This is a genomic window from Streptococcus sp. HMSC077F03, assembly GCF_001812375.1.
GTDB lineage: Bacteria > Bacillota > Bacilli > Lactobacillales > Streptococcaceae > Streptococcus > Streptococcus oralis_S.
On record NZ_KV808776.1, the window covers coordinates 165,273 to 178,156 of the forward strand.

The following is a 12,884-nucleotide window of genomic DNA, read 5'->3' on the forward strand; positions in this document are numbered from 1 at the left end:
ATTTTGTTTTAAAAAAGTAAATAGAAAAGAAAGTTAAAAAAATGGCAGAAAAAACTTACCCAATGACCCTTGAAGAAAAGGAAAAACTAGAAAAAGAATTAGAGGAGTTGAAACTCGTCCGACGTCCCGAAGTCGTAGAGCGTATCAAGATTGCTCGTTCCTATGGAGACCTTTCAGAAAATAGTGAGTATGAAGCGGCGAAAGATGAACAAGCTTTTGTTGAAGGTCAAATTTCAAGTCTAGAAACAAAGATTCGCTATGCTGAAATTGTTAATAGCGATGCAGTTGCCCAAGATGAGGTAGCAATCGGTAAAACAGTAACAATCCAAGAATTCGGTGAAGACGAAGAAGAGGTCTACATCATCGTCGGTTCTGCAGGTGCAGATGCTTTTGCTGGTAAAGTATCAAATGAAAGTCCGATTGGCCGTGCTTTGATTGGCAAGAAGACTGGTGATACTGCAACGATTGAAACACCAGTTGGTAGCTATGATGTCAAAATCTTAAAGGTTGAGAAAACAGCCTAAATAGGATGAAAAAGGAGTAGTGAAGGCCTTGCCTTGCTCAACTCCTTTTTGGTTTATTGGATAAAAAGGAGACTATATGAGTGAAAATAAGAAGAAAAATAAAATGGAGCGTGGTTTAACCAATCGCCATGTTCAGGTGATGGCCATTGCGGGAACAATCGGAACAGGACTTTTCTTAGGTGCTGGTCGCTCTATCAGCCTTACAGGACCTTCTATCATCCTGATTTATATGATTACAGGAGCCTTTATGTTTTTGATGATGAGGGCTGTTGGGGAGATGCTGTATCAGGATCCAGAACAACATACCTTTATCAACTTTATCACCCGTCATTTGGGGAAAGGTTGGGGATATTTCTCAGTTTGGTCTTATTGGTTGTCAGTTGTCTTTATCGGTATGGCAGAAATCACTGCCATCTCAGATTATGTTCGCTTCTGGTTTCCCACCTGGCCTAGCTGGATGATTCAACTTGTCTTTTTAACAATTTTGGCTTTGGTCAATCTGATTGCGGTTAAGCTCTTTGGAGAAGTCGAGTTTTGGTTTGCTATGGTCAAGATTGTGGCGATTTTAGCCATGATTGCCACTGGGGTCTTTATGGTTTTGACAGGCTTTAAGACACCGCATGGTGTTGCAAGTTTGGCAAATATCAGCGACAAATTCTCTCTTTTTCCAAACGGAGTTATGAACTTTGTCATGGCCTTTCAAATGGTATTTTTTGCCTATCTGATGATTGAGTTTATCGGGGTGACAACTTCTGAAACAAAGAACCCTCGTCAGGTCTTGCCCAAAGCTGTTAAGGAAATTCCTCTTAGAATTATCTTCTTCTATGGGGGAGCTCTCATTGCGATTATGGCCATTATTCCTTGGTCTTATCTTAATTCTTCAGATTCTCCATTTGTAACGGTTTTTGAACTGGCGGGTATCAAGTGGGCAGCAGCTCTAATCAACTTTGTTGTCTTGACCTCAGCGGCGTCTGCTCTTAACTCAACTCTCTACTCAACAGGGAGACACTTATATCAGATTGCCCATGATTCGCCCAATCGTTTCTTAAAGGCCATCAAGGTCGATACCCTTTCTCGCCACAATGTTCCACAAAATGCCATCATCGCCTCAGCAATTTTGATTGCTCTGGCTGCCTTTATCAATGTGTTGCCAGGTGTTTCAGATGCCTTTGCTTTGATTACAGCATCTTCATCAGGTGTTTACATCGCGATTTATATCTTGATTATGGTGGCCCATCTCAATACCGCAAGTCACAAGACTTCATGGCTGATGGCTACCTCATGCCTCAGTATCGCTTGCTTAATCCCCTAACCATTCTCTTTTTCGTCTTTGTTTTTGCGACTCTCTTTTTGCAAGAGTCTACCTTTATGGGGGCAGTTGGTTCTGCCATCTGGATCCTTGTTTTTGGGATTTATAGCCAGTGGAAATTTAGAAAATAACTCATGGACTCATCAACTCTGCTTGGTGAGTTTTTTCTAGTTTGACAGTCCATCTAAATAAGACTATAATCAAGCTGTAGCAGTTTATTAGGAGGTTTGGATGCACGTTAGATTGGAAAATAAGGAATCTCATAAAGCGCAGGAAATAGGGGACTTGATTCGTGCTTATAATCGTTCTAAAAGAGAAGAGGCTGAAAGCGAGCCACTGAACCTTTATGTCGAAGACGAAAAGGGCAATCTCATGGCAGGCTTAGTAGCAGAGACTTTCGGAAATTGGTTGGAAATCGAATATTTGTTTGTGAGAGAGGAATTGAGGGGACAAGGAATTGGTTCAAAACTATTGCAGCGAGCTGAAAATGAAGCCAAGAATCGAAACTGTCGTTTTGCTTTTGTGAATACTTACCAGTTTCAAGCGCCAGATTTTTATCTAAGTCATGGCTACAAGGAAGTCTTTACCTTGCAAGACTATCCCTACACAGGGCAAAGATACTATTATCAAAAAGATTTGTGACCTAGACTTCTTTCTTTTGGAGAGGAACTTAGCTAAGTATCAAAAAAGAACGAATACTCTTTATCATGTAAGATGATAGAGAGTTTTTTGTTAATAAAATCTTACAAAATGACATTTATATATTGCATTAAGTTAGATATATGGTATAATGTTTTTAAAAGAAGCGCAACTTTTTTAAAAATGTGAAGGAGGACTCTAGTGGCTAAAAATTTAAAATTAAAATTAGCTCGGGTAGAGCTTGATTTAACACAAGGGGAATTGGCAGAAGATGTAGGTGTTACTAGGCAGACTATAGGCTTGATTGAAGCTGGGAAATACAATCCCAGTCTCTCCCTCTGCCAGTCCATTTGCAGATGTTTAGGCAAAACTTTAGACCAACTATTTTGGGAGGAAGAAGATGAAAAATAGATTTTTTTATTATCAATTACTAGACGAAAGAGAAGAACAACTGATGAATAAAGCGGGGGCTGAAAGTTTCTATATCTCTATAGCTTTCTTGCTTTTATCTTATATGATTACAGTATTAGCACCAAGTCTTTTTAATCCGATAATGATTCTCATCATTATCATTATTGGAACTTCTTACTTTTTCGGCCGTGCTCGAGATTTGGGTGTGAACTACTATAGTCGTTTTCATTTTACGATTGGAGGGTGTTTGCTGGTAACTCTCGCTATTACGACTCTTTTGATGTTGCAGAATTATCAATTCAATATCGAAATTTATCAGCACAATCCTTTGAACGTTAAATACTTGTCTGCTTGGGTCATTACTTATCTGATTTACCTTCCTTGGGTTTTTATCGGCAATCTCGGCCTTAAAAGTTATGGCGAATGGGCTCAAAAAAAGTTTGAGCAAGATATGGATGAACTTGAGAATGGAGAATAGCTTGTTAGCTTTTTATCAATCTTGGTAAAATGTGTTATAATAGTACTAATTTATCGGACGGTGTGAAAGTGGTAGAATACGTTCATACCTTTGTAAAGTAGGAAGAAGGAAAACAGATGTATCCAGATGATAGTTTGACATTGCACACGGACTTGTACCAGATTAACATGATGCAAGTTTACTTTGACCAAGGGATTCACAATAAGAAGGCGGTTTTTGAGGTTTACTTCCGCCAGCAACCGTTTAATAACGGCTATGCGGTTTTTGCTGGTTTGGAAAGAATTGTACATTATCTTGAAGACTTACGCTTTTCAGATAGCGATATTGACTACTTGGATTCGCTTGGGTATCATGGAGAATTCTTGGATTACCTACGAAATCTCAAGTTAGAACTAACGGTTCGTTCTGCTCAGGAAGGGGACTTGGTTTTTGCTAATGAGCCGATTGTGCAGGTGGAAGGACCTCTAGCCCAATGCCAATTGGTCGAAACGGCTCTTTTAAACATCGTTAACTTTCAAACCTTGATAGCGACCAAGGCAGCACGTATTCGTTCAGTCATTGAAGATGAGCCTTTGATGGAATTCGGGACACGTCGTGCGCAAGAAATGGATGCTGCTATCTGGGGAACACGCGCAGCTGTGATTGGTGGCGCCAATGGTACTAGTAATGTGCGAGCAGGGAAACTCTTTGGCATTCCTGTCTTGGGTACTCATGCTCATGCCTTGGTACAGGTTTATGGAAACGACTATAAGGCCTTCAAGGCCTATGCTTCAACCCATCGTGACTGTGTCTTTCTAGTAGATACTTATGATACGCTTCGCATCGGTGTGCCGGCTGCTATTCAGGTAGCTCGTGAACTGGGAGACAAGATTAATTTTAAAGGCGTTCGTATCGACTCAGGGGATATAGCCTATATTTCCAAGAAAGTTCGCCAACAGTTAGATGAGGCTGGATATCCAGATGCCAAAATTTACGCTTCCAATGACCTAGATGAAAATACCATCCTTAACCTCAAAATGCAACACGCTAAGATTGATGTTTGGGGGGTGGGTACCAAGCTGATTACAGCCTATGATCAGCCAGCTCTTGGAGCGGTTTATAAGATTGTGGCTATCGAAGATGAAACTGGTAAGATGCGCAATACCATCAAGCTTTCAAGCAATGCTGAAAAAGTATCGACCCCAGGTAAGAAGCAGGTATGGCGCATTACTAGTCGTGAAAAAGGTAAGTCAGAAGGTGACTACATCACCTATGACGGTGTGGATGTTGCCAGCATGACAGAAATCAAAATGTTCCATCCGACCTATACTTACATTAAGAAGACCGTTCGAAACTTTGATGCTGTTCCTCTCTTGGTGGACATCTTCAAAGCAGGGAAATTAGTTTACGATTTGCCTAGTTTGACTGAGATTCAGGCCTATGCTCGTAAGGAATTCGACAAGCTATGGGATGAATACAAGCGCGTGCTTAATCCGCAACACTATCCAGTGGACTTGGCGCGTGATATTTGGCAAGATAAGATGGACTTGATTGATAAGATGCGCAAGGAAGCCCTTGGTGAAGGAGAAGAAGAATGAGTTTGCAAGAGACCATTATCCAGCAACTGGGCGTCAAACCAGTGATTGATGCCCAGGAAGAAATTCGTCGTTCGATTGACTTCTTAAAAAGATACTTGAAAAAACATCCCTTCCTTAAAACCTTTGTACTAGGAATTTCTGGAGGACAAGACTCAACCTTGGCAGGGCGTTTGGCGCAATTAGCTATGGAAGAAATGCGAGCAGATACAGGAGATGACAGCTACCAATTTATCGCTGTCCGCCTGCCATATGGCGTGCAAGCTGATGAAGCAGATGCACAAAAAGCTCTCGCTTTCATCCAGCCAGATGTCAGCTTGGTTGTGAATATCAAGGAATCAGCTGATGCTATGACAGCTGCAGTCGAAGCGACAGGAAGTCCTGTTTCAGACTTTAACAAGGGCAATATTAAGGCTCGTAGTCGTATGATTGCCCAATATGCCCTTGCAGGTGCCCATAGCGGAGCGGTTATTGGAACAGACCATGCCGCGGAAAATATCACAGGCTTTTTTACCAAGTTTGGTGACGGTGGTGCAGATATTCTCCCTCTTTACCGCCTCAATAAACGCCAAGGAAAACAACTTTTGAAGGAACTTGGTGCAGACCCAGCCCTTTATGAAAAAATCCCAACAGCAGATTTGGAAGAAGAAAAACCAGGTATTGCAGACGAAGTAGCCTTGGGAGTCACTTACAATGAAATTGATGACTACCTTGAAGGCAAAACCATCAGTCCAGAAGCCCAAGCAACTATCGAAAACTGGTGGCACAAAGGCCAACACAAACGCCACCTACCAATTACCGTATTTGATGACTTTTGGGAGTAAAAACCTCCAGTGGAGGTTTTTAGCCTCTCACCTTGAAATAAAAAAGTGAGAGTTAGACCTGTGGACCTTTTTACCCTGAGCCTGGAAATGAGAAAGCGAGGAAGGTCCGGGGGAACTTTTTAGCTTGAGCCTTAAGCTTAGAAAGCGAGGTAACATGATGAAAGCAATCGGTACGCAAATGTTACAGACAGACCGATTAATCTTGAGAAGATTTGTGGAGAGTGATGCGGAAGCCATGTTTCAAAATTGGGCTTCGTCTGCTGAGAATCTAATCTATGTCACCTGGGATCCTCATCCTGATGTCGAGGTGACTCGGAACTCGATTCGAAATTGGGTTGCATCCTATACTAATCCCAACTATTACAAATGGGCCATTTGTCTCAAAGAGAACCCAGAGCATGTGATAGGAGATATCAGCATCATTGAAATGCACGAGGAAGATTTAAGTTGTGAAATTGGGTATGTTTTAGGAAAAAACTTTTGGGGCCGAGGTATGATGACAGAGGCCTTGAAAGCTGTGTTAGATTTTTGTTTTACTCAAGCAGGCTTTCAAAAAGTCAGAGCTCGTTACGCTAGTCTCAATCTAGCTTCAGGCCGTGTTATGGAAAAAGCGGGAATGTCTTATCTAAAAACCATTGCCAATGGTGTGGAGAGAAAAGACTACGTTGCGGACCTTATTTATTACCAGATAAGTAGGGAGGACAGGTGATTCTCTTTTCTGTTTCTACCAAAGTCAGACCTTGTCTGGCTTTTTTTGTGCCAGATTTCTAAATAAACTGATTAAATTCCTATTTTTCCCTATCATTGTCCCTGTTTTTTCTGGAGTTTTGGGGATATAATAGACCTATCAAATCAAAGAATGGAGGAAGGCAATGGACAATGTAATCTTTTTTATTAGTGTTTTTCTTGCTGGAATTCTTTCCTTCTTTTCTCCTTGTATTTTACCCTTGTTGCCAGTCTATGCAGGGGTCTTATTGGATGAAAAGAATGATGCTCAGGCTTCTAGCGGAAAATTTTCAATCTCAGTTGTAAGTTTATTGCGAACTCTGGCCTTTATAGCGGGGATTTCCTTTGTTTTTATCTTACTGGGTTATGGAGCTGGTTTTTTAGGCAATTTGCTGTATGCTTCTTGGTTTCAGTATGTGACGGGTGCGACTATCATTCTCTTGGGCTTGCACCAGATGGATGTTTTACATTTGCAGGGACTCTACAAGGAAAGAAGGCTACAATTAAAGAGACAGGGTCAAAATGCTAATGGCTATAGTCAGGCATTTTTACTGGGGTTGACCTTTAGTTTTGCTTGGACACCGTGTGTAGGGCCGGTTTTGGGCTCTGTTTTGGCTTTGGCGGCTTCAGGCGGTTCAAGAGCTTGGCAGGGAGCTGGTCTCATGTTAGTCTATACGCTGGGATTGGCGCTACCATTTTTAGTTCTAGCTCTCGCCTCCAGCTATGTTTTGAAACATTTCCGAAAACTCCATCCTTATCTCGGAACCTTCAAAAAAGTGGGTGGTTTTCTCATTATCGTGATGGGAATCTTGGTGCTTTTGGGAAATGCTTCCATTTTGACTACATTATTTGAATAGAGAGGAAAAAGAAATGAAAAAATGGCAAACATGTCTCCTTGGAGTAGGCTCAATTTGTTGCTTGGCAGCCTGTTCGGCTAAAAACATGTCAGACGAGTCTACTATGAAGGAGCAATCCAAAACAGAACAAGTCAGTTCGCAAACTGCGACTAAAGGTCAGGCGGTTGCTGATTTTGAACTGATGGGAGTAGATGGTAAGACCTATCGTTTATCTGATTACAAGGGCAAGAAAGTCTATCTTAAATTCTGGGCTTCTTGGTGTTCCATCTGTCTAGCCAGCCTTCCAGATACGGATGAAATCGCTAAGGATGCTGGTGATGACTATGTAGTTTTGACAGTGGTCTCTCCTGGACACAAAGGTGAACAAGCAGAAGCGGACTTTAAGAATTGGTACAAGGGCTTGGATTATAAAAATTTCCCAGTTCTAATTGATCCATCAGGTAAACTCTTGGAAAGTTATGGTGTCCGTTCTTACCCGACTCAAGCCTTTATAGACAAGGAAGGCAAGCTGGTCAAAACGCAACCAGGTTTTATGGATAAGGATATGATTTTGAAAGAATTGAAAGAAATGGGGTAGAGAAAGGCTATGAATGATAAAGTAAAATTGTTTGTCTTGGCAGGGGTCATTCTCCTAGTCCTAACCGGTTTCTATTTTCTATTGATGCGAAATGCAGGGCAGACAGACAGCTCGCAAATTGAGAAAGCATCCGTTAGCCAAGGAGGAAAAACAGTGAAAAAAACTGAAGTGAGTAAGGATGCAGACTTGCACGAAATTTATCTAGCTGGGGGATGTTTCTGGGGAGTGGAGGAATACTTCTCACGCGTGCCTGGAGTAACCGATGCCGTTTCAGGCTATGCAAATGGTAGAGGGGAAACAACCAAGTACGAATTGATTAACCAAACAGGTCATGCGGAAACCGTCCATGTCACCTACGACGCTAATCAAATTTCCCTCAAGGAAATCCTGCTTCATTACTTCCGCATTATCAATCCAACCAGCAAAAATAAACAAGGAAATGATGTGGGGACCCAGTATCGTACCGGCGTTTATTACACAGATGAAAAGGATTTGGAAGTAATCAACCAAGTCTTTGATGAAGTTGCTAAGAAATACGACCAACCTCTGGCAGTTGAAAAGGAAAACTTGAAGAATTTTGTGGTGGCGGAGGATTATCACCAAGACTACCTCAAGAAAAATCCAAATGGCTACTGTCATATCAATGTCAATCAGGCTGCCTATCCCGTCATCGATGCCAGCAAATATCCTAAACCAAGCGATGAGGAATTGAAAAAGACCTTGTCACCTGAGGAGTATGCAGTTACCCAGAAAAATCAAACAGAACGAGCTTTTTCAAACCGCTACTGGGATAAATTCGAATCTGGTATCTATGTGGATGTGGCAACTGGCGAACCCCTCTTTTCATCAAAAGACAAGTTTGAGTCTGGTTGTGGCTGGCCTAGTTTCACCCAACCAATTAGTCCAGATGTTGTCACTTACAAGGAAGATAAGTCTTACAATATGACGCGCATGGAAGTGAGAAGTCGAGTTGGAGATTCTCACCTTGGCCATGTCTTTACAGATGGGCCTAAGGACAAGGGTGGCTTGCGCTACTGTATCAATAGTCTCTCTATCCGCTTTATTCCCAAAGACCAAATGGAAGAAAAAGGCTATGCCTATTTACTAGATTATGTCGATTAAGAAGTCTTTCCTAAGCAGTTAGTGGAGAATTTTGCTATACTGATACTAGTAAGTGACAAAGGAGCAGAGCATGACCTACACAATCTTAATCGTAGAGGATGAATATCTAGTAAGACAAGGCTTGACCAAGCTGGTCAATGTAGCAGCCTACGATATGGAGATCATCGGTCAGGCTGAAAATGGAAGACAGGCTTGGGACTTGATTCAAAAGCAGGTGCCAGACATCATTTTAACCGATATCAACATGCCTCAGCTAAATGGCATCCAGTTGGCCAGTCTGGTACGAGAAACCTATCCACAAGTTCATTTGGTCTTTTTGACAGGTTACGGTGATTTTGATTATGCCTTGTCTGCTGTCAAACTAGGTGTGGATGACTACCTGCTCAAGCCCTTTTCTCGTCAGGATATTGAGGAAATGTTGGGGAAAATCAAGCAAAAACTAGACAAGGAAGAAAAGGAAGAGCAGTTACAAGATTTATTAACCGATAAGTTTGAGGGAAATATTGCTCAGAAGATCCAGTCTCATCTAGCTGACAGTCAGTTTAGTTTGAAGTCTTTGGCCAGTGACCTAGGTTTTAGTCCGACTTATTTGAGTTCCTTGATTAAGAAAGAGTTGGGCCTACCTTTTCAGGATTACCTGGTGAGAGAGCGTGTCAAACAAGACAAGCTCTTGCTTCTGACCTCAGATTTAAAGATTTATGAGATAGCCGAAAAGGTTGGTTTTGAAGATATGAACTACTTTACCCAACGCTTTAAACAGATTGCAGGTGTGACCCCTCGTCAGTTTAAGAAGGGGGAAGGTCAATGAAGCGTTCTTCTCTCCTAGTCAGAATGGTTATTTCCATCTTTCTGGTCTTTCTCATTCTCCTAGCTCTGGTTGGGACTTTCTACTATCAATCTAGTTCATCAGCTATTGAGGCTACTATTGAGGGTAATAGCCAAACGACCATTAGCCAAACTAGCCACTTTATTCAGTCTTATATCAAAAAATTAGAAACCACCTCTACCAGTTTGACCCAGCAGAAGGATGTCTTAGCCTATGCTGAGAATCCTAACCAAGACCAGGTCAAGGGAATCCGAGATCTGTTTTTGACTATCTTAAAGTCAGACCAGGACTTGAAAACGGTGGTACTGGTCACCAAATCCGGTCAGGTTATTTCTACAGATGACAGTGTGCAGATGAAAACCTCCTCAGATATGATGGCTGAGGATTGGTACCAAAAGGCTATTCATCAGGGAGCTAAGCCAGTTTTAACCCCAGCTCGTAAATCAGATAGTCAATGGGTCATTTCTGTTACTCAGGAACTTGTTGATGAAAAGGGAGCCAATCTTGGTGTGCTTCGTTTGGATATTTCCTATGAAACTCTGGAAGCCTATCTCAACCAACTCCAGTTGGGCCAGCAGGGCTTTGCCTTTATCATCAATGAAAACCATGAATTTGTATACCATCCTAAACGTACTGTCTATAGCTCAGCGAGTGAAATGGAGGCCATGAAACCCTACATCGAGACGGGGCAGGGCTATACGCTAGACCATCAATCCTACGTCAGTCAGGAAAAGATTGCAGGAACTGATTGGACGGTGATAGGCGTGTCTTCGTTGGAGAAGTTAGACCAGGTTCGGAGTCAACTCATGTGGACCTTGCTTGGTGCTAGTGCCTTATCTCTTCTTGCCTGTCTCTGCTTGGTGTGGTTCAGTCTCAAACGCTGGATTGCCCCTTTGAAGGATTTGAGAGAAACCATGCTGGAAATTGCTTCTGGTACACAAAATCTTCGTGCTAAGGAAGCTGGTGCCTATGAACTGAGAGAAGTGACTCGCCAGTTTAATGCCATGTTAGATCAGATTGATCAGCTGATGGCTGATGTGCGCAGGCAGGAAGAAGCGACACGGCAGTATGAACTTCAAGCACTGTCGAGCCAGATTAACCCCCACTTTCTCTATAACACCTTGGACACTATCATCTGGATGGCTGAATTTCAGGATAGTCAGCGAGTGGTTCAGGTGACCAAGTCCTTGGCAACCTATTTCCGCTTGGCGCTCAATCAAGGCAAGGATTTGATTTCTCTTTCTGATGAAATCAATCATGTCCGCCAGTACCTCTTTATCCAGAAACAACGCTATGGTGATAAGCTGGAGTATGAGATTGCTGAAGAACCTGACTTTGATAATTTAGTCTTGCCTAAACTGGTTTTGCAACCTCTTGTAGAAAACGCTCTTTACCATGGTATTAAGGAGAAGGAAGGACAGGGACATATTAAAGTTTCTGTTCAGAAACAGGATACAGGGCTTGTCATCCGCATTGAGGATGATGGTGTTGGTTTCCAAGCTGCTGGCGATAGTAGTCAAAGTCAGCTCAAACGTGGGGGAGTTGGCCTTCAAAATGTCGACCAACGACTCAAACTTCATTTTGGAGACAATTACCAGATGAAGATCAATTCTGCACCCGAAAAAGGGACGACAGTTGAAATATACATTAATAAAATAGCAATTAGCTAACTCCCAGTCTATTCTGGGAGTTTTACTTTTAAAAATCAGAATGATTAGTTGGCCTTGATAAAATCAGTAAAAAAAGATATGATAGATAGTGACAAAAGAGGTATCAAGTATGAAGGAAAAAGACATTCAAAGAGCAACAAGCCAGATTGTAGAAGATGTAATAGACAAGGCTAATTTGAAGCAAGGAACTATCTTTGTTTTGGGCCTTTCTTCTAGTGAGGTGATAGGTGGTCAGATTGGCAAGGAATCCAGTCAAGAAATTGGGGAGATCATTGTGAAGACCATCCTAGATACCCTAGAGGATAAAGGAATTCATCTAGCTGTTCAAGGTTGTGAACATGTCAATCGAGCCCTCGTTGTTGAACGTCAGGTGGCAGAGCAGTTTGGTCTTGAAATCGTCAGTGTCCTTCCTACACTTCATGCAGGAGGTTCGGGTCAGTTGGCAGCCTTCAAGTTTATGCGGGATCCAGTTGAGGTTGAATTTATCAAGGCCCATGCTGGATTGGATATCGGAGATACTGCGATTGGCATGCATGTCAAGCATGTTCAGGTTCCGATTCGCCCTCTTTTGAGAGAAATTGGGCATGCCCATGTAACGGCTCTTGCAAGTCGTCCAAAATTAATCGGAGGTGCGCGTGCGCAGTATCCAGAAGATTCTATCAGAAAGTCGTGAGAATGAAAAAGACAAAACAACAACTAGAAAAAATTACCAAATATTCGATTCGTAAGCTCACTGTTGGGGTAGGTCCTGTAGCTATCGGGGCCTTCCTTTTTGGTGCCAGTACCCTTTTAGTAGATAAGGTGCAAGCCAATGAAATTGGTGGTGTTCATAGTGTGCATTACCGTTATCTGGCGGAGCAGGAATTGACCGAGTCTGAAAAAGCCTTGATTCACCATGAGGTTCCTACAGAATTTCAAGATGAAGATATTATTTATGTAGTTTATCGCAAGAAGGAGACTAACAGTCAACAACTTCCATACACAGGAAGTAAGGAGCTTGCTTTGGCAGGTCTTGGGTTGGCAACAGCCTCACTAGCGGTTTTATTAGTTTCCAAGAAACACCGTAGTAAAGTACTTGGTATTCTGTTAATTAGCTCTATCGGCGTCAGCAATTTTGTACCTTTTACTGCCTTTGCATTTGAAAATAAAGAGTTACTTTCGTATAACCAAACTATTTCTGCATCTACACATGAAGGTTTGGCTAAAGGTGTTATTCATATTGAAGGATATGAGTATGTTGGTTACTTTAAAGAATCAAAATCTAGTACCAATACAAGCAGTAAAAAAGGTGAGTCGGTAGTTGAAGAACCACAGACGGAATATACAGGCAAGATTGAAGCTAAAGGC

General features: G+C 41.9%; 14 protein-coding genes and 1 pseudogene. All 15 read left to right on the forward strand.

Annotated elements, in window-relative coordinates:
• Window positions 1–41 precede the first annotated feature (41 nt).
• Complete coding sequence (gene greA, locus HMPREF2853_RS04790) at window positions 42–524, forward strand: transcription elongation factor GreA (protein WP_000818754.1); 483 nt, start codon at window positions 42–44, stop codon at window positions 522–524.
• Window positions 525–600: 76 nt separating this feature from the next.
• Window positions 601–1,964, forward strand: a pseudogene (locus HMPREF2853_RS04795) (amino acid permease).
• Window positions 1,965–2,064: 100 nt separating this feature from the next.
• Window positions 2,065–2,475: a GNAT family N-acetyltransferase gene (locus HMPREF2853_RS04800; protein ID WP_000558473.1), complete on the forward strand. Its 411-nt coding sequence runs from the start codon at window positions 2,065–2,067 to the stop codon at window positions 2,473–2,475.
• A 198-nt stretch (window positions 2,476–2,673) separates the two neighbouring features.
• Complete coding sequence (locus HMPREF2853_RS04805) at window positions 2,674–2,883, forward strand: helix-turn-helix transcriptional regulator (RefSeq protein WP_070535102.1); 210 nt, start codon at window positions 2,674–2,676, stop codon at window positions 2,881–2,883.
• A complete protein-coding gene (locus tag HMPREF2853_RS04810; protein ID WP_000797159.1) occupies window positions 2,873–3,361 on the forward strand; it encodes a DUF6773 family protein in 489 nt (162 codons plus the stop codon). The genes HMPREF2853_RS04805 and HMPREF2853_RS04810 overlap by 11 nt, the downstream gene beginning before the upstream one ends.
• A 116-nt stretch (window positions 3,362–3,477) precedes the next feature.
• Window positions 3,478–4,938, forward strand: coding sequence for a nicotinate phosphoribosyltransferase (locus HMPREF2853_RS04815; RefSeq protein ID WP_070535103.1), 1,461 nt, complete (start codon window positions 3,478–3,480; stop codon window positions 4,936–4,938).
• Window positions 4,935–5,759, forward strand: coding sequence for an ammonia-dependent NAD(+) synthetase (nadE, locus tag HMPREF2853_RS04820; RefSeq protein ID WP_000058055.1), 825 nt, complete (start codon window positions 4,935–4,937; stop codon window positions 5,757–5,759). Before HMPREF2853_RS04815 ends, nadE begins: the two co-directional genes overlap by 4 nt.
• A gap of 157 nt (window positions 5,760–5,916) precedes the next feature.
• Complete coding sequence (locus tag HMPREF2853_RS04825; RefSeq protein ID WP_000643823.1) at window positions 5,917–6,468, forward strand: GNAT family N-acetyltransferase; 552 nt, start codon at window positions 5,917–5,919, stop codon at window positions 6,466–6,468.
• Window positions 6,469–6,631: 163 nt separating this feature from the next.
• Complete coding sequence (gene ccdA2, locus HMPREF2853_RS04830) at window positions 6,632–7,342, forward strand: thiol-disulfide oxidoreductase-associated membrane protein CcdA2 (RefSeq protein ID WP_000370910.1); 711 nt, start codon at window positions 6,632–6,634, stop codon at window positions 7,340–7,342.
• A 13-nt stretch (window positions 7,343–7,355) separates the two neighbouring features.
• The gene (locus tag HMPREF2853_RS04835; RefSeq protein WP_000759253.1) at window positions 7,356–7,919 is read left to right on the forward strand and encodes a redoxin family protein; all 564 of its coding nucleotides are present in this window, start codon (window positions 7,356–7,358) and stop codon (window positions 7,917–7,919) included.
• Window positions 7,920–7,928: 9 nt separating this feature from the next.
• Window positions 7,929–9,041, forward strand: coding sequence for a peptide-methionine (R)-S-oxide reductase MsrB (gene msrB, locus HMPREF2853_RS04840; RefSeq protein ID WP_049478901.1), 1,113 nt, complete (start codon window positions 7,929–7,931; stop codon window positions 9,039–9,041).
• A gap of 70 nt (window positions 9,042–9,111) precedes the next feature.
• Entirely contained in the window at window positions 9,112–9,849 is a 738-nt protein-coding gene (locus HMPREF2853_RS04845) for a response regulator transcription factor (protein ID WP_070535105.1), read from the forward strand.
• Complete coding sequence (locus HMPREF2853_RS04850) at window positions 9,846–11,537, forward strand: cache domain-containing sensor histidine kinase (RefSeq protein WP_070535107.1); 1,692 nt, start codon at window positions 9,846–9,848, stop codon at window positions 11,535–11,537. Before HMPREF2853_RS04845 ends, HMPREF2853_RS04850 begins: the two co-directional genes overlap by 4 nt.
• 109 nt (window positions 11,538–11,646) lie before the next feature.
• On the forward strand, window positions 11,647–12,210 hold the full coding sequence (locus HMPREF2853_RS04855) for a TIGR01440 family protein (RefSeq protein WP_070535109.1): 564 nt from the start codon (window positions 11,647–11,649) through the stop codon (window positions 12,208–12,210).
• 2 nt (window positions 12,211–12,212) lie between these two features.
• The coding region (locus HMPREF2853_RS04860; protein ID WP_148131396.1) for a YSIRK-type signal peptide-containing protein at window positions 12,213–12,884 on the forward strand (672 nt) is incomplete at its 3' end.